This window comes from Limnohabitans sp. G3-2 (assembly GCF_002778275.1).
Lineage (GTDB): Bacteria > Pseudomonadota > Gammaproteobacteria > Burkholderiales > Burkholderiaceae_C > Limnohabitans_A.
In genome coordinates this window covers 43,702-64,188 of record NZ_NESG01000006.1, presented here as the reverse complement: position 1 = coordinate 64,188, position 20,487 = coordinate 43,702, and the positions used below count along the sequence as shown (strand labels likewise).

Below are 20,487 nucleotides of genomic sequence, written 5' to 3'. Positions count from 1 at the left end.
CCCCATTCAAAGCCCAGACCATGACCACACTCCGACTGATTTCTTCCATGGCCACCAAGCCGCTGCTGGCCGATCTGGTGGCGCTGTACCAAGCGCAAGCCCCGGACGTGCACATTCAAGTGGAGTCGGTCGGCGGTGTGGATGCCGCCAAGCGTGTGCAGGCGAGCGAAGCCTTGGACGGCGTCGTGCTGGCCAGTGACGCCATCGACAAACTGCTGGCCAGCGGCCATGTGCAGGCGGGCAGCCGCGCCGACCTGGTGCGCTCGGGCGTGGCGGTGGCCGTGCCCGCGGGCCAGCCCGTGCCCGACATCTCGAGCGAAGCGGCGCTCAAGGCCGCCATCCTGGCCGCCCCCACCTTGGGCTATTCGACCGGTCCGAGTGGCGTGCAACTGGCCAAACAGTTCGAGGCCTGGGGCATTGCCGAGACCGTCGCGCCGCGCACCGTGCAGGCCAAGCCCGGTGTGCCCGTGGGCTCGCTGGTGGCCCAAGGCGAGGTGGCGCTGGGCTTTCAGCAGCTGAGCGAAATGCTGGGTGTGGCGGGCATCACCATCGTGGGCGGCCTGCCACCCGAGGTGGAGATCATCACCACGTTCTCGGGCTCGGTGGCCGCGACCTGCAGCCAGCCAGACGACATGCGTGCGCTGCTGGCTTTTTGGCAATCCCCCGCGTGCGACGCGCTCAAGCGCCAGCACGGCATGGCTGCGGCCTGAGCCCCATACCCATATAACCAGCAGTTAGATGGACTCCTCCACAATGCGTGGCATGGGCATCGGGCACTACATCAAGGACATCGGGCGCGGCAAAGACGGCGCGCGGGCGCTCGGCCGCGCGCAGGCGGCCGACTTGATGGGCCAGATCCTCGACCAAGAAGTGAGCGACCTGGAGCTGGGTGCGTTTTGCCTGGCCATGCGCATCAAGGGCGAAACGCCCGAAGAGATGGCGGGTTTTCTGGACGCCACCCACGCACGTCTGAACAAGGTCCACACCCATCACGCCCCCACCGTGGTGCTGCCCAGCTACAACGGCGCACGCAAACTGCCTGTGCTCACGCCTTTGCTGGCCCTGATGCTGGCCCGCGAGGGTGTGGCGGTGGTGGTGCACGGCACGGCCACCGAAGACAAGCGGGTGAGCAGCCAAGCGGTGCTGGCCGAGCTGGGTGTGGCGGCATGCGGCGCATCGGCCCAGGTGAAAAAAGGCGAAGTGGTGTTTGTGCCCACGGGCACTTTGAGCACTGGGCTGGAGCGGCTGCTTTCCGTTCGCCGCGTGGTGGGCCTGCGCAACCCCGGGCACAGCCTCGTCAAACTCATGAACCCCTGCGATGGCCCAGCGCTGGTGGTGGGCAGCTACACGCACCCCGAATATTTGCAGTCCATGTCGGCCACGTTTGCGCTGACCGGGCAACACGCCCTGCTGCTGCGCGGCACCGAGGGCGAGCCCGTGGCCGACGCCCGGCGCACCCCGGCGATGGACGTTTTCAAAAGCGGCCAAACCCGGCGCGTGCAAGCCCAGCAAGAAGGCGCCTTGGCTCAAATGCCCGATTTGCCCGGCACCGACGCTGCGGCCACGGCGGCCTACATCCAGCAGGTCGTGCGCGGTGAATGGCCCGTGCCCGCCCCCTTGGCGCTGCAAGTGCAGCACATCTTGCACGAGGTGAGCGCATGAGCACCCCAACCCCAGGGCGTTGCACACTGGTCGGCGCAGGCCCGGGCGACCCGGAGCTGCTCACGCTCAAAGCCGTCCGCGCGATAGCCAGCGCCACCGTGCTGCTGGTGGACGATCTGGTCAACGACGCGGTGCTGGCCCATGCCTCGCCCACCGCACGCATCGTGCATGTGGGCAAGCGCGGCGGCTGCAAAAGCACACCGCAGGCCTTCATCGACAAGCTGATGATCACCGCCGTGCATGAAGGTGAACACGTCGTGCGGCTCAAAGGGGGCGACCCGTTCATCTTTGGCCGGGGCGGTGAAGAGTTGGAGCACCTGCGTGCCGCAGGCATTGAGGTGGAGGTGGTCAACGGCATCACCTCGGGCCTGGCGGGCATGAGCAGTCTGGGCGCGCCGCTGACGCACCGCGAGCACGCGCACGGCGTGGTGTTTGTGACGGGCCACGCCAAACCCGGTGACACCGGCACCGACTGGGTGCTGCTGGCCCACACCGCCCACCAAGCCAAGCTGACGCTGGTGATCTACATGGGCGTGAGCAGTCTGGCGCACATCTGCCAGGGCTTGCAAAGCGGTCTGCCTGCCCACACGCCCGTGGCCGTGGTGCAAAACGCCAGCTTGCCCACACAGCGCCAAGTCCTGACCACGCTGGGTGAACTGGTGGCTACGGTGCAAGGGCAAGACCTGCACAGCCCCTGCATCATCGTGGTGGGCGATGTGGTGCAAGGTGCACGCGCTTGGCAAAAGGCCGAGCCACACACGGCGGCTCAGCGGATCGCTTGACCTGATGCCCCCTGTGGGCGCTCGCCCCTTACACTCCTGACCCATGAATACATGGGATGCGGTGATCGTGGGTGCCGGGGCTGCTGGCTTGTTTTGTGCGGGTGTCGCAGGTCAACGCGGACTGAAAGTGCTGGTGCTCGACCACAGCGACAAACTGGCCGAAAAGATCCGCATCTCGGGCGGAGGGCGTTGCAACTTCACCAACCGCTTGCTGGACGCATCGGCACCGCAAAAACACTTCATCGGCCAAAACCCGCATTTTTGCCGCTCTGCCCTGTCGCGTTACACGCCGCAGGACTTCATTGACTTGGTGCAAAAACACGGCATTGCCTTTCACGAAAAGCACAAAGGCCAGTTGTTTTGCGACCACTCGGCCGAGGACATCATCCGGATGTTGCTGGCCGAGTGCGATGCAGGCGGCGTAACGCTGCGCAGCCGCTGTGGCGTGCAAGCCGTTCGCCACTTGGCCGATGGCCGCTATGAACTGGACACGGCACAAGGCCCGTTGCAGACACGCTCACTGGTGGTGGCCACGGGTGGCTTGTCCATTCCCAAAATCGGGGCCACAGGCTGGGGTTATGAGGTGGCCACGCAATTTGGGCTGCGCCTGGTCGAGCGCCGAGCGGGCTTGGTGCCTTTGACGTTCGACGGCGCCGCCTGGTCACCTTATGCCGAACTGGCAGGCCTGGCCTTGCCCGTCGGCATCAGCACCGGCGAGAAAAAAGACCGCATGCAGTTTGACGAAGACCTGCTGTTCACCCACCGGGGCTTGTCAGGCCCGGGCGTGTTGCAAATTTCAAGCTATTGGCAAGAGGGCAGCCCCATCCGCCTGAATTTAGCGCCCGAGGTGAACCTGCCCGAACGTTTGCAAGAGGCCAAGCTGCGCTCCAAAAAACGGCTGGGCAACGAGCTGGCGACCTTGGTGCCCAGCCGACTGGCAGAAGCCTGGGTCAGTCAGGACCCGGCTTTGCAACGCAGCTCGGCCGAAGTGCCCGACAAAGCCCTGAACAAATTGGCCGAGGCGCTGTCCAACTGGACGCTCACCCCCACAGGCAGCGAAGGCTACAAAAAAGCCGAGGTGACGCTGGGCGGGGTCGACACGCGCGACCTGTCCTCTCAGACCATGGAGTCCAAACAGCCCGGCCTTTACTTCATTGGCGAGGTGGTCGACGTGACCGGCTGGCTGGGCGGCTACAACTTTCAGTGGGCGTGGGCCAGCGGCCATGCTTGCGCCCAGGCATTGCCCACCGCAGCCCATTAGATCCACCGGGATCACCGACATCAGGCCCGCAAGCGGTTTACAGGCGCTATAATCTCAGGCTTTGCTGGCAAATCCCCCGTCTGCCAAATACTAGTTCGTGACGGGGAACCGCCGAAACTGGCTTTCAAGGGCCCGATCTCCCTTGTTTGCGCAGCCGGCACATTTTTGGAAAATTTGATTCAATGACCACCATCCGCGTGAAAGAAAACGAGCCGTTTGACGTTGCCCTGCGTCGCTTCAAGCGCACCATCGAAAAACTCGGCCTGCTGACCGACCTGCGTGCCCGCGAGTTCTACGAAAAGCCAACGACCGAGCGCAAGCGCAAGAAATCGGCCGCTGTCAAGCGCCACTACAAGCGTGTGCGCAGCATGCAGTTGCCCAAGAAGATGTATTGATCTTCTGTTTTGTATGACCTGAAAAGGTCTGCAAACAAGCCCGCTGGAGGACGCTCAGGCGGGCTTTGTTGTTTCTACCCCCCTCTTTGTCACCCACCAGGAGCCTCCCATGAGCCTGAAAGACCAGATCACCGAAGACATGAAGAACGCCATGCGGGCCAAAGACGCCGAGCGTCTGGGCACCATCCGCTTGCTGCTGTCGGCCATGAAGCAAAAGGAAGTGGACGAGCGCATTGAACTCGACGATGTGGCCGTCGTGGCCATCGTCGACAAGTTGATCAAACAGCGCAAAGACTCGATCGCGGCATTTGAACAAGCCGCTCGCCAGGACCTGGCCGACAAAGAAAAGGCCGAAATGGCCGTGCTGCTGGCCTACCTGCCCGCGCGCATGTCGGCCGAAGAAGTCAGCGCCGCCGTGCAGGCCATCGTGGCCGAGCTGGGTGAAGAAATGGGCAAGAAGGTGGGCCCAGGCGACATGGGCAAAGTGATGGGTGCTGTGAAGGCCCAACTGGCCGGCAAGGCCGACATGGGTCAGGTGTCGGCTGCGGTCAAAGCGGCCCTCGCAGGCTGACACAGCCGGGCCATCAAGCCTGCAAGATCAGCGCCGCCCCGGCCACCGCCATCACCGCCCCTCCCCAGGCGCCCCAAGCCGGGCGGCGGCGGTACACCCCCCACAACAAGGGCAGCAGCAAGATGGGGGTGAGCGAGGAGAAAATGCCCACCAAATTGGCCTGACCGGTCTGCAAGGCCTGCAAGATCAAGGTCATGCCCAGGGCCATGGCCACTGCGGCACTGGCCCAAGTGTTGAGCAGGGTTTTGGCGCTCAAGGGGTTTTGCACCCGCGCCACCTGAGCCCCCGTCCACAGCAGGGCCAAATGTGCCAAAAAGCTGGCACTCGTGCGCACAGCGGACGCCGCCACGGCATCCACGCCCGAAGCCATCAAGGGTTTGATCATCAAGGTGGCCACCGACTGGCACACGGCGGCCAGCAAGCCCAACAAAACGCCGGTCAACAAAGTGCCTTGGGTGTTCTCCCACGCATGGGTTTCACTCTCGCGTCGGCCCCACACGATGGCCACCATCACGCCCGAGACGAGCAAACTGCCGCCCAGCAAGGTCCAGCCCCAGAGGGTTTCACCCAAAAACAGCCAGGCCAGCAGGGTGGAAAAAATGGCATGCGTGGCAAACAGCACGCCACTGCGGCGAGGCCCCAGCCGGTTCATGCAGGCAAACAGGGCCGTGTCGCCAATGAAAATGCCAATCAAGCCCGAGAGGGCCAGCCAGCCGATGCTCGAGCCGTCCAGGCTGCGCCATTGACCCGTGAACAGCGCCAGCGCCCACAGCAAGGTGAGCGCAAAAAACAAGCGCCAGCGCGTGAAAGCAAACGCGCCCATGCGGCTGGACGCTGCGGCAGAAAACAAACTGCCCACCGCCCACGACAAAGCGGCCAACGCCGCCAAGAGTTCAGCCTGCACAGCGCGGCAGGCCTTAACTGCCGGCCAGTTTCATGCGGTTGACCAAAATGGAGCCCGTCGATTTGGCCCCCATGTTGTAGGTGTCCGAGCCCACCGCCTCGATGCCCATCAGCATGTCTTTGAGGTTGCCGGCGATGGTGATCTCGTGCACCGGGTAGGCGATCTGGCCGTTTTCGACCCAAAACCCACTGGCCCCGCGCGAATAGTCACCCGTCACGTAATTCACGCCCTGCCCCATCAACTCGATCACAAACAGGCCCGTGCCCAGCTTTTGCAGCATGGCATCCAAGTCGTCGGTGGACTGCGTCAGGCGCGAAGTCAGCGTCAGGTTGTGGGAGCCGCCCGCGTTACCGGTGGTCTTCATGCCCAGTTTGCGGGCCGAGTAGCTGCTCAAAAAATAACCTTCGACGCGGCCACCTTTGACCACCTGACGACGCGCCGAGCACACGCCCTCGTCGTCAAAAGGTGAGCTGCCTTTGCCCCTCAGCACAAACGGGTCCTCTTCGATGTCGATGTGCTTGGGGAACACTTTTTTACCCAAGGAGTCCAGCAAGAAACTGCTCTTGCGGTACAGCGCCCCACCGCTGACCGCTTGCACAAAACCGCCCAACAAGCCTGCGGCCACGGGCGACTCGAACAACACGGGGCACTCGGTCGTGGCGATCTTGCGCGCACCCAAGCGCGACAAAGCCCGCTCTGCGGCGTAGCGCCCCACCGCCTCGACCGAGGCCAATTCATCGGCAGAGCGCATCGAGGTGTACCAAGCATCGCGCTGCATTTCTGCGTTGCGACCGGGCAGCTTGGCAATGGGCGCGACCGATACGCTGTGACGCGAGCTGGCATAACCGCCTCGAAAGCCGTGCGTGTGGGCACTGAAAAAATGGCTCTGCTGGGCCGACACGGCGGCACCATCGCTGTTGGTGATGCGGCGGCTGGTTTTCAGGGCGGCGGCTTCGCATTGCAATGCAATGCGGGCGGCTTCTTCGCTGTTGATGGCCCAGGGGTGGAACAGGTCCAGATCACGCTGATGGGTTTCGATGTCGGCCTCATCCGGCAGCCCGGCGGTCGGGTCTTCGGCTGTGAAACGGGCGATGTCATAGGCCGCTTGAACGGTGCGCTCAATGGCCGCTTTGGAGAAATCCGACGTGCTGGCATTGCCCCTGCGGTGGTCCACATAGACCGTCACGCCCAAGGACTTGTCGCGGTTGCGTTCCACGTTCTCGAGCTCGCCCTTGCGTACACTGACCGACAGGCCGCAACCTTCAGACGCCTCGGCCCCGGCGTTGGTCGCGCCGAGTTTTTTGGCGTGGTGCAAGGCGATATCGACCAGCTCTTCAAAATGGTCACGCGAGTAGCTGAAGCCATCGTGCGGCTGCGCATGGGAGGCGGTGGCCGGTGTCTTGGGTGTCACGGAATTTTTCACAGAAATTTTCACGCAGGGGGTCTCGAAAAAAATGGCGGGCGCCAGGCCCGCAGTGGCCGCTATGATACTTGCCACCCAGCCCCTGCGCTGTCCCAGAGAACGAGTTCCCCCAGTCATGTCCCGTAAACCCAAAAAAGGCTATTTCGTCCGCGGTCAGTTTGTTGCCGAAGGCAGCGAGCTCGACCTGGAGTACAAGCGCGAGCTCAAAGGTGGCTTCGATGGCCCCAGCCGCACCGAACTCAAGCGCGAAAGTACCGAACTGCAAGAACTGGGCACCGATTTGCTGACCCTGCGCCGCGACCTGATGGAGGGCCTGTCCCTGCCCGACAAACTGGTCGACGGCCTGGCCGAAGCCAAGCGCATCACCAACTTTGAAGGCAAACGCCGCCAGATGCAGTTCATCGGCAAGCAAATGCGTTTGCTCAGCCCCGAAACCCTTCAAGCCGTGCGCGAAGCGCTCGACATCCAGCGCCTGGGCAGCGCCAAAGACACCCAAGCCCTGCACCTGGCAGAAGCCTGGCGCGACCGCCTGATCGCCGACGATGCGGCGGTGGGTGAATGGATTGCGCACTATCCACAAACCGACATCCAACAGCTGCGCGCCTTGGTGCGCCAGGCCCGCAAAGACGCCGTGCCGGTCACCAATGCGGCGGTATCGCAAGGCTTGGCACCGCGCCAGGGCCGTGCTTACCGCGAGTTGTTCAAGCTGGTGCGCAGCGTGCTGACCAACGGCGAAAGTGACCACACCCCCGACGAGGAATCCGAAGATGAATGACGCCACGTTTGACCCGGTCAAGATCGGCATCGTGTCCATCAGCGACCGGGCCAGCACGGGTGTGTACGAGGACAAAGGCTTGCCCGCATTGCAAGCGTGGCTGACGCGCGCCCTGCACAACCCCATCCATTTCGAGCCGCGCCTGATCCCCGACGAAAAAGACCGCATCAGCGCCACCCTGATCGAGCTGGTGGATGCCGGTTGCAGCCTGGTGCTGACCACAGGGGGCACTGGCCCTGCCCTGCGGGACGTGACCCCTGAAGCCACTTTGGCCGTGGCCGACAAGGAAATGCCCGGCTTTGGCGAGCAGATGCGCCAAATCAGCCTGAAATTTGTGCCGACGGCCATTTTGTCGCGTCAAGTGGCGGTCATCCGGGGCCAGAGCCTGATCATCAACCTGCCCGGCCAGCCCAAATCGATTGCCGAAACGCTGGAAGGCCTGAAAGACGCCAATGGCCAAGCCGTGGTGCACGGCATTTTTGCAGCCGTCCCCTATTGCGTCGATTTGATCGGGGGCCCCTACATGGAAACCCGTGACGAGGTTTGCAAGGCGTTCCGCCCCAAAACAGCCATTCGGCCCTCGCAAGCGAGTTGATCAGCGCCGCACTTCGGTATAATCCACGTTTTTCGGCAAGAGCGACAGCAGCACCTCCGGCTAGACCACCGCCATCAGCGCGATGCCCCCATGTGGGCAGGTCACCGTTCCGCAAGGACTGCACTCCAAATGTTCGCCCTCCATCTTGCCATTGCAGATTTGACGCCCATCTAGGGTGTTGATCTGTGTCTTAACCCACGCCCGCGCCGGGATGTATTTGGCGCTGACTGTGTCCGTTTCCTTGTCTGTTTTGATGTTCCGAGGTGCTCATGCCTGCTCAAAAGTCGAAGAAGCCTGCCCAGGCCGCTGCCAAAGCCAAACCCGTTGCCAAGACCGCTGTTGCCAAAAAAGCCCCCGCGCCCGTCGCCAAGCCCAAGGCCAGCAGCCCTGTGACTGCCAAAGCCCCCGCCAAAAAGCCCGCCCCCGTGGTGAGCACGGCCAAAGCGCCAGCCAAGAAAGCAGCACCCGCTGCAGCCAAAACGGCACCGAAAGCTGCCGCCAAGCCTGCTGAAAAAGCGGTCACAAGCCAAGTCAACGCAACGAAAAGCCCGGCCTCTCCTGTCAAGCCCGTGAAGAAAGCCGCATCTGTGCCCGCCAAGAAATCTGAAGTCGCCGATAAAAAATCCACCGCCAAGGCCAAAGAAGCCGCCGTCGAAGTGGAAGTGAAGAAACCCGCCAAGGCCGCCAAAGCCGCCCCCGCCGAAGACAAGAAACCAGCGGCCAAAAAAGCCGTGACCGGGGCCAAGCGCGGTCCCAAGAAAAAAGGCAGCATCGCCGAGCCCAGCCTCGAAGATGAACTGGAAATAGAAGCCGACCTGGAAGGTGAACCGGTCGTTGACGCAGGTTCGGATTCGACCGAAAAGGTCAAACCACTGCGCATGAAAATCAGCAAGGCCAAAGAGCGCGCCTTGATGAAGGAATTCGGCTTGGACGAAACCGTCCTGACAGAAGCCGAGATGAAGCAGCGCCGGGACCGCCTCAAAGCCCTGATCAAACTGGGCAAGACCCGCGGCTACCTCACCAACGGCGAAATCAGCGATCACCTGCCCGACAAACTGGTCGATGCCGAAACCCTGGAAGTGGTGATTGCCACCCTGAACGACCTGGGTGTCGCGGTGTACGAGCAAACGCCGGACGCCGAGAGCTTGATCATCACCGACAACGCCCCCACGGGCTCCACCGAAGAAGAAGCCGAAGAAGCCGCCGAAGCCGCTTTGTCCACCGTGGACAGCGAATTCGGTCGCACCACCGACCCGGTGCGCATGTACATGCGCGAGATGGGCACCGTGGAATTGCTGACCCGCGAAGGTGAAATTGAAATTGCCAAGCGCATCGAAGGCGGCCTGATGGACATGATGGCCGCGATCAGCGCGTCACCCGCCACCATCGCCGAAATCTTGCGCATGGCCAACGAAATCCGTGAAGGCAAGGTCGTCATCTCCACCGTGGTGGACGGTTTCGCCAACCTGAACGAAGCCGACGACTATGTGGCCGAAGAAGACTTTGACGAGTTCGACGAAGCCGACGACGACGACGGCAAAGGCGGCTCCAAGGCTTTGACCAAAAAGCTCGAAGAACTGAAAAACCAGGCCTTGGAACGCTTTGACCGCATCACCGAATACTTTGAAAAAGTGCACAAGGTGTACGACAAAGAAGGCTGGGGCACCCCGGCTTACGTGAAAGTGCAATCGGCTCTGTCAGAGGAGCTGATGACCATCCGCTTCACGGCCAAAACCATTGAAAAACTGTGCGACATGGTGCGTGGCCAAGTCGACGATGTGCGCAAAAAAGAGCGCGAGCTGCGCCGCATCATTGTGGACAAATGCGGTTACCCGCAAGACAACTTCATCGCCGATTTCAGCGGCCGTGACAAAAACGGCAAACGCGTGGAATCGCAGTTGCTCAACCTCAAGTGGATCGAAAAGCAGGCCGCTGCAGGCAAGAGCTGGAGCGCCGTGATGGGCCGCAACATCCCGCCCGTGCAGGACCTGCAGCAAAAGCTGATGGATCTGCAATCGCAGGTGGTGGTGCCTTTGGACGAACTCAAAGACATCAACAAGCGCATGAACGCCGGTGAACGCTCATCACGCGATGCCAAGAAAGAGATGATCGAGGCCAACTTGCGCCTGGTGATCTCGATCGCCAAGAAGTACACCAACCGCGGTCTGCAGTTCCTTGACTTGATCCAGGAAGGCAACATTGGTTTGATGAAGGCGGTGGACAAGTTCGAATACCGCCGCGGCTACAAGTTCTCCACCTACGCCACTTGGTGGATCCGTCAGGCCATCACCCGCTCGATCGCCGACCAGGCCCGCACCATCCGCATTCCGGTGCACATGATCGAGACGATCAACAAGATGAACCGCATCTCGCGTCAGCACTTGCAGGAGTTTGGCTTTGAGCCCGATGCGTCCGTCTTGGCCGAGAAGATGGAAATCCCGGAAGACAAGATCCGCAAGATCATGAAGATCGCCAAAGAGCCCATCTCCATGGAAACGCCGATCGGTGACGACGACGACAGCCACCTGGGCGACTTCATCGAAGACAGCACGCACACAGCGCCCATCGACGCGGCACTGCAGGCTGGCTTGCGCGACGTGGTCAAAGACATCCTGGACAGCCTCACGCCCCGCGAAGCCAAAGTGCTGCGCATGCGTTTCGGCATCGAGATGTCCACCGACCACACCTTGGAAGAAGTGGGCAAGCAGTTCGACGTGACCCGCGAACGCATCCGCCAGATCGAGGCCAAGGCGCTGCGCAAGCTCAAGCACCCCAGCCGCTCGGACAAACTGCGCAGTTTCATCGACACGATGTAAGCCAAGCGGTCTGCCCAAAAACAAAGCCTCCTGGCTGCAAAGCCAGGAGGCTTTTTCTTGGCCAATCAAAAGGACATTGCTTGTTTCATGCTCACCAACGCAGCAGGATTGAGCACAACACGGTAGTCGATCTGTTGAGAAGGGTCGATCTGATCGCGATAGCGAAGGCGGGTATTGGCAGGGTAATAAATACCCACATAGAGCCTTTGGCCCAGTTCAATCATCGCTCGGTATGCCGTGGTAGGGTAACTGGCGGATGGCAGAGGTGTCGTCGCCACCCAGGCTCGCGCGCCCTGAACAGTCACGATGGTTCCGGAGTTCAGCCCGTAACTGTTTCCGCCATAAGACCAAATTGGATGGGTGGCAAAAAAATTTTCAACCGCTGATTCTGGCCCTGCGTAAGCATTGACTTGGGCATCGAAGGTGGGTGAAGACCAATCGACCACCGCCAGCATCGGATCTCGGTGATAGCTTTTGATGGAGGTGTACGCGGCCTCATTGTTCCAGTTCGTGTTGGGGTCAATCCCGGCAGCCACTGGCAATTGAAACAAGTCGTACTGACGGTTAAAAATGTCATTGTTTCCAACAGGGCCGGACAGCCGAACAGGTGCACTGACATCGTCCACCACCTCCACAAAAAGCACAGTCCGACCGTCTACATCGTAAAAATGAGACTCTATGACATCGTCAACATAAGCGGCATGAATCTTAGAGTCGATCAAACGATATCGGATCGCGCCGTTGTGCAAAACTCTTTGGGCACTGCGGTTGATGTTGTCTGGAAGCTCCAAGGTGGCGGTCAAGTTGAAGCGTGCCCAATTCAAAACTTGCGGCCCATCCCTCGGCGATGCGGTTGCCGAAATGACGGTTGCAAACAGGTAATCGGAAGGGCTGCGATTTGGCGAACGCAATAACCAACTCAGTGATGGTGCAACACCGGCTTGAATCCATGCATCAAACCGACTTTGGTTGACGCTCAGTGTCCGAGGTGCATCGGAAGAACCACCGCCTCCACATCCAGACAAGGAGAGGGAAAAGATCAACACAAGCGCCGAGTTCAAAAGCTTCTTCATCGTTGTTTAATTTTATCCATCGCCTTGAAACAGCTGGTATTGAGGCCTTCTAACGTTATTGGCAATCAAAGGATTGTCCTCTTCATCCAGCTGTCCACTGACCACCCACCGGAAGAAGTGGGCAAGCAGTTCGACGTGACCCGTGAACGCAAAACAAAGCCTCCTGGCTGCAAAGCCAGGAGGCTTTTTTGATGCCCAAAATCTGTTCAGGCTCAAAGTGCTTTTGGCCTGTTTGCCTGGCTTTTGATCCAGGGCTTCACCCAACTCAAACCGTGCGAAACATTTCAGCCCGTCGCTCAAACACTTCGACCATGGCCTTGCGCAGGCCCTGAACCACCTGGGGGTCTGTTTGAGCCAGCAAGGCTTCTCCGGTGAGTTTCCCAGCAAAGTAAGCACGGGCATGATCGAGCAATTGCATGCTGGCCGGTATGCCCAAGGATTTGACCAAATAACTGGCCACGGGTGAGTGGCGCGTATCGTGAACGGAGTCGGCCGATCGCCCCGTTTCCAGCAAATCCATCACGATTTCCTCTTGGCGATCACGTGCTTGGTAAGGATTGGCGATATGAGGGAGGTAATTCTCAAATTGAATCGGGAAATCCATCTTGCCCGGCAATTTACCCATGATGGAAGACAGGGAAACTTCTTCACCCAAGCTCAGGGACAAGGCTTCAAGCATGGTGATGGACAACAATTTGAGACGCAAATAAAGCCGCGCCACTTCCAGGTTGCGCAAGGTCAAATCCAGTCGTCGCTGGTGCACTTCGGGCGAGGGCTCATCGGCAAACTGTCGGAACACGGCAGCCGGCTGTAAAAAGCCCAAGAAGCCTTCCATCTTTTGCAAGGAAATGCGGTAGCCCTTGACGGTGTACGTGTTGGTGCTGACCAAATCATGGTTGGTCTCGGGGATCAAGTTCCAAGTGTTGTTCAAGAACTCGGAGGGGTGTTCACTGGCGAAATTGCCAATGTCACGGTTGGCCACCCGCACACCCATCAGGATGGTTTCCAAACAGGCGGCATCGTCCAAACCCAGCGCATGGTTTTGGTTGGCCTGTTTCAGGCGCTCGAGCAAAAGTTGTGAACAGCTCGTGCCATCGGGCTGCGGGCTGCGAAACGGCACGGTCGCTTCAATGCACGCGGCAATTTGTGCGCACACCGGTTTAGACAAAACGCCTTCCAAGACACGCACGGCCAACAAGGCGCTGAGGAACTCATTGAGACCCGCGAAGGGCGACAACACTTGCCCTCTCGCGAAGCCAAACAGGGTCATCACCATGTCCAAGTCTTGCGCTGGCGCGTCCTCCATCGGATCGATCACCAAGCCTTTGTCGCTTTCACGGACGTAAGGTGCGACATAGCGTGCCAAGTTCACATGGATGCCGGAATCCACTTGGGCATACACGAGGTCATGGAACAGGGCCGCAACGACTTCCACGGGCGTCCCACCTGCGCCGACTTCGAAGATGTGTTCTGGCGTGTGGAAAGACCGCCAGGGCCCCGTCATCGACTGGATGATCAAGTCAGCCATGCTCGCCAGGCGAGGCGACGAAGAATCCCCACCCAAAGCTGCCACTGCGCTTTGCAGCTCAGCATGACATTTGGAGATGTAATGTTGTGGGTCCATGGGGTCTGTTACCTGAAGAAGTTTGGGCCATTTTAGCTTTGCCAGAGAGGCGCGGCTCAGGAAGTGCGCCAAGCAGCGGCGCCCAGAGACTGCGCATGGACACCAGCGCCAAAGCGGGGGGCTTTTAAAAGAGGCCCTCAACGCGATTGGGCTTTGTTGCCGTAGGGGCAATGGTTGGGGCGAGGCCCCACCTGGGGGTGCAAGCGGCAGGTGTTGGGCCGTTTGTCGTACACGGTGCAGCGGCGCGTCTTGGCGTCGAGCAAATGGCAGTCCCCACTGGCGCGACGCGCCAAACTGAAGATGCTGTTTTTAAAATTAAAGTGGTCAATCAAGCCCGCTTTGCTCAGGCGCTTGGCGATCTGCTTGGGGTCATCGTGCTCGGCCTCGAACGGATCGACCATGCCCAGGCGCACCAAATCGGCCATCTTGACCTCGACCGGCATGGTGCAGCAATTGGCCGCACAGGTGTCGCACAGACCCGCTTTGTAGCGGGTCCAGGTTTCGCAACGGTCAACGTCCACAACGGCAATGGGGGATCTCATGCCTGCGATTATCCCCGCATGTGCCTCAGCCCTTCTTGGCCACCAGCGTCAGGATGTCGTAGCTGGCCACGACTTCTCCCAGCTGGTTGGTGACTTCCACGTCCCAGGCCACCACGCCTTGGCCGACGCCGTTGGCATCTTTCTTGTGGCGGTCGATCTTGCGTTTGGCCGTCAGGCGCGCCTGGATGGTGTCGCCAATGCCCACCGGCTTGACAAAGCGCAAGGTGTCCAAGCCATAGTTGGCCAGCACCGGGCCGGGCGCGGGTGAAACGAACAAGCCCGCCGCTGCCGACAAGACAAAGTAACCGTGCGCGATGCGCTTGCCAAACGGCGAATCCTTGGCGGCGATCTCGTCGAAGTGCATGTAGAAATAGTCGCCCGACAAACCGCCGAAGGCCACGATGTCGGCTTCGCCCACGGTGCGGCGGTGGGTGAGCAAGCTCTCGCCAATCTGCAGCTCTTCAAAGTGGCGGCGGAAGGGGTGGACCTCGGTCTCGATCAACTTGGCGCCCCGCATGTACTCGCCCGTGACGGCGGCGATCATGGTGGGCGAGCCTTGCAGCGCAGTGCGCTGCATCAGGTGCTTGACGGCGCGGATGCCGCCGAGCTCTTCACCGCCGCCTGCGCGGCCTGGGCCTCCATGCTTGAGTGGCGGCAGCGGCGAGCCGTGGCCCGTCGACTCCACCGCCGACTCGCGGTCCAGAATGTGCAAGCGGCCGTGCAAGGCGGCCGCCACCGGGATGATGCGTGCCGCGATTTTCGGGTCTTTGGTGACCAGCGTGCCGACCAGGCTGCCTTGGCCGCGCGCGGCCAGTTGCAGCGCTTCGTCCATGCTGTCGTAAGGCATGAGCGTGCTGACCGGGCCAAAAGCCTCGACGTCGTGCACGCTGTCGGTGTGCAATGGCTTTTGGCACAGCAATAACGTGGGTTGGAAGAAGGCGCCGCCTTCGACGCCCTGCCCCACGGGGTTGAAGCCAGCGCCGCCGCCAAACACCAGCTCGGCGCTTTGGCGCAGCAGGGCCACACGAGCGGCCACATCGGCTTGTTGCGAATGCGAGGCCAGGGCCCCCATCTTCACGCCCTCCACCGACGGATCGCCCACCACCACCTTGGCCAAACGCGCTTGGAGCTTCTCGGCCACCGCATCGAGGTGCTGACGCGGCACGATGGCGCGTCGGATCGCGGTGCATTTTTGGCCGGCTTTGACGGTCATTTCGCGGGCGACTTCTTTGACAAACAGGTCAAACTCTTCGTCGTCGGGCGTGACATCGGGCGCGAGGATGGCGCAGTTGAGCGAATCGGCTTCGGCGTTGAAGGGGATGCTGTGCTTGATCACATTGGGGTGCACGCGCAGCATGGCGGCGGTGTCGGCCGAGCCCGTGAAAGTGACCACGTCCTGGCCGTTCAGGCGGTCGAGCAGGTCGCCTGTGGAGCCGATCACCAGCTGGAGCGAGCCGGCAGGCAAGATGCCCGATTGCTCGACCAAACGCACCATGGCTTCTGTCAGGTAGCTGGTGGACGAGGCGGGTTTGCCAATGCAAGGCATGCCCGCCAAAAAGCTGGGCGCGAACTTTTCCAAGAGGCCCCAGATGGGGAAGTTGAAGGCGTTGATGTGCACCGCGATGCCGCCACGCGGCACCAGGATGTGCGTGCCTGCAAAGCCGCCCTTCTTGCCCAAGGGAAAAGCCGGGCCTTCGTGAATCAAATTACCGCTGGGCAGCTCGTTGCTGCCCATGCCCGAGTACGCGAAGAGCGTGCCCGCACCACCTTCGATGTCCACCCAGCTGTCTGCGCGTGTCGCGCCCGTGTGGGCCGAGATGGCGTAAAGCGTTTCCTTGTGCTCGCCCAAGTACTTGGCCAGGGCCTTCAGGCGCTGGGCACGTTCTTGAAAATCCAGCTGGAGCAAATTGGGCAGGCCCACGGTGCGGGCGTAGTGCACCGCGTCTCCAAAATCAATCGCCTCGGCATGGGTTTGAAATACCGTGGCACCGTTGATGGCGCTGCGCAGGTTTTGCGCACCTTGCTGGCCGATCCACTGGCCACCGATGAAACTTTGCAGGACTTGGGTCATGGGAAGACGCTTTCTGTGAGGTGCAAACCCAGTCGCGTCGAATTAACCAACCGGGCGGTCGGGAAATTTTAGTCGGTTTACCGCGCACATCCATCCGTGAAACGCCTGGGCTTTTCAAAATTAGTATGCATGCATATAATATCGCCACTTTTCAACTTCCTTGGCTGGAGCTTCCATGGGCACTGCATCGTCTCAACTCCCCGTCATCGTCGCGGGCGGCGGCATTGGTGGCCTGGCGGCTGCGCTCGCACTGGTTCGACAAGGCTTTCAGGTCACCGTGCTGGAGCAAGCGCCCGAAATCGGCGAGATCGGTGCAGGCATACAGCTCGGCCCCAACGCCTTCCACGCCTTTGACGCTTTGGGCATTGGCGACAAAGCCCGTGGCCGCGCCGTGTACACCGACTACATGGTCATGCACGACGCCATCGACGAATACCAGGTCGGCAAGATCCCCACGGGCGACCAATTCCGTCAGCGTTTTGGCAACCCCTACGCCGTGATCCACCGCGCCGATGTGCATTTGTCACTGCTCGAAGGTGCACAAGAAACCGGCCAGGTTGAATTCCACACCAGCACCCGCGTGGTGCGCATCGCGCAAGACGACAGCAGCGTGACCGTGTGGGACCAACACGGCAAGGCCTTCAAAGGCTGCGCCCTGATCGGCGCCGATGGTGTGAAGTCGGTGGTGCGCGAGCAGTTTGTGGGCGACCCGGCCCGCGTGACCGGCCATGTGGTGTACCGCGCCGTGGTCGACAAAAAAGACTTTCCGCAAGACCTGCAGTGGAACGCCGCGGCCATTTGGGTCGGGCCCAACTGCCACCTGGTGCACTACCCCCTGCGCGGTGGCGATCAGTACAACGTGGTCGTGACTTTCCACAGCCGTCAGCAAGAAGAATGGGGCGTGACCGAAGGCAGCAAGGAAGAGGTGCAAAGCTACTTCCAAGGCATCTGCCCCAAGGCCCGCCAATTGATCGACCTGCCCAAGAGCTGGAAGCGCTGGGCCACCGCCGACCGCGAACCGATTGGACAATGGACCTATGGCCGCGTGACCCTGCTGGGCGACGCGGCACACCCCACCACGCAGTACATGGCGCAAGGCGCATGCATGGCCATGGAAGACGCCGTCACTTTGGGCGAAGCCCTGCGCACGCACCACAACGACTGGCCCCAAGCGCTGGACATGTACCAACGGGCCCGCGTGGCCCGCACGGCCCGCATCGTGCTCTCTAGCCGAGAGATGGGCCGCATTTACCACGCCAAAGGCGTGGAGCGTTTGGTTCGCAATGACCTTTGGCGTGGCCGAGGGGCCGAGCGCTTTTATGATGCGATGGCATGGCTGTACGGTTGGAACGTCAGCAACTGCCTCGATGCCGCTCAACACACCTGATTGCCCGGAAACACACCATGAACGACCTCGGCCGAATCGAAGACCTGCCCCCAGACTATGTGCAAGACCTGCGCCAAGTGAACCTGGTGCCCCTGTGGCCCAGCCTGCGCGGCGTGCTGCCGCCCAAGGTGCCCACGCGCCAGACCCAGCCGACTTGCTGGGCGTACCAAGACATCAAGCCGCTGCTGCTCAAAGCAGGCGAGCTGACCCCCATCGAAAAAGCCGAACGCCGCGTGCTGGTGCTGGCCAACCCGGGGCACGGTCTGGACAAAATGCAGGCTTCTGCTGCCATGTATTTGGGCATGCAACTGCTCATGCCTGGCGAATGGGCCCCCAGCCACCGCCACACGCCCAACGCGGTGCGCATGGTGGTGGAAGGCGAAGGCGCGTGGACCACCGTGGACGGCGAGAAATGCCCCATGAGCCGAGGCGACCTGATCCTCACACCCACGGGCCTGTGGCATGAACACGGCCACGACGGCAGCGAGCCTGTCATCTGGCTCGACGTGCTGGACCTGCCGCTGGTCTATTACATGGAGGCCAGCTACCACATCAACGGCGACCGCCAGACCGTGGTCCCCGGCCAAGGCGACAAGCAATACGCCCGTGGCGGTGTGGTGCCCTCGCATGTGTTTGAGCGCAGCAAGAAGGCTTACCCCATGCTGCGTTACGCCTGGAAAGACGCCAAAGCCGCGCTCGAATCGCTGGCCGCCGACGATGCGGGTTTGGAACAGGTGCAAGTCACGTACACCAACCCCGAAACCGGTGGCGATGCCGAAAACATCTTGGGCTTTTATGCCCTGATGCTGCGCCCCGGCCAGACGCTGCGCTTGAGCGCCCGCTCGCCCGCCCAGGTCTTCCATGTGATTGAAGGCGCGGTGCAGGCGCAGATTGTGGCCAGCACCTTCACGCTGGCCGAGGCCGACACCTGCTGCGCGCCTGGTTACGAGGCTGTGACGCTGACCAATCTGAACGCCGCTCAGCCTGCGTTCGTGTTCATCGCCGACGAGTCGCCCCTGCACCGCAAGCTGGGCGTCTACGAGAACCGCGGCTGATGCACCTGCCAACATGGCCCATGAGGACATGCTGATGCCCGATTTTTGCGGGAAGCTGTCCCTGCTGCCGAATGGTGAATCAGCCCAGTCTTTTGCAAAACGACTGGGTGATTCGGGCATTCGCGCGCAGGGGCGCGCTCCCACACCGAGACCCTTTCGCCATTCCACCCTTTGAGTCCCTTCATGACCTCTTACCTCTTCAATCCCCCCGCCGTTCAGTCCCTGCCCATCCGCGGCCAAAAGGAACGCTTCCCCGTCAACCGCATCTTCTGTGTGGGCCGCAACTACCACGCCCATGCCGTCGAAATGGGCCGCCCCGTGGACAAGAGCGTCGAGCAGGCCTTCTACTTCACCAAGTCGCCCCAAACCTTGGTCGAAACCAGCGCAGATTCAGCCGCTGTGGTGGCTTACCCACCCCGCACCAGCAATTACCACTTCGAAATGGAGCTGGTGCTGGCCATTGGCAAAGCAGGCTTTCGCGTGAGCGAAGCCTCGGCCCATGAACTGGTATATGGCTACGCCGCAGGCCTGGACATGACGCGCCGCGACCTGCAATTGGTCGCGCGTGACAAGGGCCGCCCGTGGGACACGGGCAAGGACATCGAACAAGGCTCGGTCTGCTCCGAGATCGTGCCCATGCCCGGCGTGGTCATCGAGCGCGGCGCCATTGCCCTCGAAGTCAACGGCACCACCAAGCAGTCGTCCGATGTGGACAAACTGATCTGGAACATCCGCGAAATCATCGCGGACCTCTCCACCTACTACCACCTGCAAGCCGGCGACCTGATTTACACCGGAACCCCTGAAGGCGTGGGCGCGGTGGTCACGGGCGACAAAATCACCGGCCGTGTGCAAGGCGTGGCCGAGTTGACCCTGACCATCGGCGCTGCGGAGTAAGACCATGAAGTTGTACAGTTTTTTCCGAAGCGGCACGTCTCACCGCCTGCGCATTGCCCTGAACCTCAAAGGCATCGCCGCCGACTACGTGGCCGTGGATTTGCGGGTCGACGAGCAGCAAAAAGAGGCCTTCAAAGCCATCAACCCGCAAGGCTTGGTGCCGGCCTTGGACACCGGCGAGCAGGTGATGATCCAGTCCCCAGCCATCATCGAGTGGCTGGAAGAAAAATACCCCACACCCGCCTTGCTGCCCACAGGCGCAGACGCGCGGGCCCATGTGCGGGCCCTGGCGGCCATGGTGGGGTGCGACATCCACCCGATCAACAACCGCCGCATTTTGCAAACCTTGCGCAAGCAGTTCGGTGCCGACGAAGCGGCGATCAACGCCTGGTGTGGCACTTGGATCAGCGACGGGTTTGACGCCTACGAAGCCTTGATCGCGGCCGACCCCAGCCGCGGCCGTTTCAGCTTTGGCGACACGCCCACGCTGGCCGATGTGTATTTGATCCCCCAAGTGGAAAGCGCACGGCGCTTCAACGTGGACATGAACCGCTGGCCCCTGATCAGCGCCATCGACCACGCTTGCGGCGAACTCGATGCCTTCAAGCAGGCAGCGCCCCTGGCGCAACCCGATGCCTGAACAGGCGTTGCGCC

Annotated in this window: 19 protein-coding genes; 13 read left to right on the top strand and 6 right to left on the bottom strand. The window is 61.2% G+C overall.

What is annotated here, in order from left to right; genetic code table 11:
• Positions 1-20 precede the first annotated feature (20 nt).
• The 6 genes from B9Z31_RS10615 (at position 21) to B9Z31_RS10590 (ending at position 4,671) form a co-directional block, all read left to right on the top strand.
• On the top strand, positions 21-710 hold the full coding sequence (locus B9Z31_RS10615) for a substrate-binding domain-containing protein (protein ID WP_100119541.1): 690 nt from the start codon (positions 21-23) through the stop codon (positions 708-710).
• 52 nt (positions 711-762) lie between these two features.
• On the top strand, positions 763-1,662 hold the full coding sequence (gene ybiB, locus B9Z31_RS10610; protein WP_100119806.1) for a DNA-binding protein YbiB: 900 nt from the start codon (positions 763-765) through the stop codon (positions 1,660-1,662).
• Positions 1,659-2,444, top strand: a complete 786-nt coding sequence (cobA, locus tag B9Z31_RS10605) for a uroporphyrinogen-III C-methyltransferase (protein ID WP_100119540.1) — start codon at positions 1,659-1,661, stop codon at positions 2,442-2,444. The genes ybiB and cobA overlap by 4 nt, the downstream gene beginning before the upstream one ends.
• 43 nt (positions 2,445-2,487) lie before the next feature.
• Positions 2,488-3,705, top strand: a complete 1,218-nt coding sequence (locus B9Z31_RS10600; RefSeq protein ID WP_100119539.1) for an NAD(P)/FAD-dependent oxidoreductase — start codon at positions 2,488-2,490, stop codon at positions 3,703-3,705.
• A 182-nt stretch (positions 3,706-3,887) separates the two neighbouring features.
• Positions 3,888-4,100 carry a 30S ribosomal protein S21 gene (gene rpsU, locus B9Z31_RS10595; RefSeq protein WP_019428257.1) on the top strand — a complete coding sequence of 71 codons (213 nt, stop codon included), beginning with the start codon at positions 3,888-3,890 and terminating at the stop codon, positions 4,098-4,100.
• Positions 4,101-4,209: 109 nt separating this feature from the next.
• Complete coding sequence (locus B9Z31_RS10590; RefSeq protein ID WP_100119538.1) at positions 4,210-4,671, top strand: GatB/YqeY domain-containing protein; 462 nt, start codon at positions 4,210-4,212, stop codon at positions 4,669-4,671.
• Between the two features lie 13 nt (positions 4,672-4,684).
• Here the strand turns inward: B9Z31_RS10590 and B9Z31_RS10585 are convergent, their stop codons facing one another.
• Positions 4,685-5,575, bottom strand: coding sequence for a DMT family transporter (locus B9Z31_RS10585; RefSeq protein ID WP_100119537.1), 891 nt, complete (start codon positions 5,573-5,575; stop codon positions 4,685-4,687).
• A gap of 13 nt (positions 5,576-5,588) precedes the next feature.
• Complete coding sequence (pmbA, locus tag B9Z31_RS10580; RefSeq protein ID WP_100119536.1) at positions 5,589-7,115, bottom strand: metalloprotease PmbA; 1,527 nt, start codon at positions 7,113-7,115, stop codon at positions 5,589-5,591.
• On the opposite strand from pmbA, the gene yjgA reads away from it, so the two are divergent.
• The 3 genes from yjgA to rpoD all read left to right on the top strand — a co-directional run bounded on the left by yjgA (position 7,114) and on the right by rpoD (position 11,184).
• Positions 7,114-7,773, top strand: a complete 660-nt coding sequence (yjgA, locus tag B9Z31_RS10575) for a ribosome biogenesis factor YjgA (protein ID WP_100119535.1) — start codon at positions 7,114-7,116, stop codon at positions 7,771-7,773. The two genes, pmbA and yjgA, sit on opposite strands and share 2 nt — an antisense overlap.
• Positions 7,766-8,368, top strand: coding sequence for a molybdopterin adenylyltransferase (gene mog, locus B9Z31_RS10570; RefSeq protein WP_100119534.1), 603 nt, complete (start codon positions 7,766-7,768; stop codon positions 8,366-8,368). Before yjgA ends, mog begins: the two co-directional genes overlap by 8 nt.
• A 269-nt stretch (positions 8,369-8,637) precedes the next feature.
• On the top strand, positions 8,638-11,184 hold the full coding sequence (gene rpoD, locus B9Z31_RS10565; protein WP_199174480.1) for an RNA polymerase sigma factor RpoD: 2,547 nt from the start codon (positions 8,638-8,640) through the stop codon (positions 11,182-11,184).
• Positions 11,185-11,249: 65 nt separating this feature from the next.
• Here rpoD and B9Z31_RS10560 read toward each other — a convergent pair whose 3' ends face one another.
• The 4 genes from B9Z31_RS10560 to paaZ form a co-directional block, all read right to left on the bottom strand.
• Positions 11,250-12,257 carry a hypothetical protein gene (locus tag B9Z31_RS10560; RefSeq protein WP_143473843.1) on the bottom strand — a complete coding sequence of 336 codons (1,008 nt, stop codon included), beginning with the start codon at positions 12,255-12,257 and terminating at the stop codon, positions 11,250-11,252.
• A gap of 265 nt (positions 12,258-12,522) precedes the next feature.
• Positions 12,523-13,785 (bottom strand): hypothetical protein, encoded by a 1,263-nt coding sequence (locus B9Z31_RS10550; RefSeq protein WP_143473842.1) that lies wholly within the window; start codon positions 13,783-13,785, stop codon positions 12,523-12,525.
• Between the two features lie 233 nt (positions 13,786-14,018).
• The gene (locus B9Z31_RS10545; RefSeq protein ID WP_019426986.1) at positions 14,019-14,423 is read right to left on the bottom strand and encodes a YkgJ family cysteine cluster protein; all 405 of its coding nucleotides are present in this window, start codon (positions 14,421-14,423) and stop codon (positions 14,019-14,021) included.
• 25 nt (positions 14,424-14,448) lie between these two features.
• Positions 14,449-16,494 carry a phenylacetic acid degradation bifunctional protein PaaZ gene (paaZ, locus tag B9Z31_RS10540; RefSeq protein WP_100119530.1) on the bottom strand — a complete coding sequence of 682 codons (2,046 nt, stop codon included), beginning with the start codon at positions 16,492-16,494 and terminating at the stop codon, positions 14,449-14,451.
• 175 nt (positions 16,495-16,669) lie between these two features.
• On the opposite strand from paaZ, the gene B9Z31_RS10535 reads away from it, so the two are divergent.
• The 4 genes from B9Z31_RS10535 to maiA all read left to right on the top strand — a co-directional run bounded on the left by B9Z31_RS10535 (position 16,670) and on the right by maiA (position 20,473).
• Positions 16,670-17,881, top strand: a complete 1,212-nt coding sequence (locus tag B9Z31_RS10535) for a 3-hydroxybenzoate 6-monooxygenase (protein WP_100119529.1) — start codon at positions 16,670-16,672, stop codon at positions 17,879-17,881.
• Positions 17,882-17,898: 17 nt separating this feature from the next.
• Entirely contained in the window at positions 17,899-18,936 is a 1,038-nt protein-coding gene (locus tag B9Z31_RS10530; RefSeq protein WP_100119528.1) for a cupin domain-containing protein, read from the top strand.
• A gap of 183 nt (positions 18,937-19,119) precedes the next feature.
• Positions 19,120-19,833, top strand: a complete 714-nt coding sequence (locus B9Z31_RS10525) for a fumarylacetoacetate hydrolase family protein (RefSeq protein WP_100119527.1) — start codon at positions 19,120-19,122, stop codon at positions 19,831-19,833.
• 4 nt (positions 19,834-19,837) lie between these two features.
• Entirely contained in the window at positions 19,838-20,473 is a 636-nt protein-coding gene (gene maiA, locus B9Z31_RS10520) for a maleylacetoacetate isomerase (RefSeq protein WP_100119526.1), read from the top strand.
• Positions 20,474-20,487 lie beyond the last annotated feature (14 nt).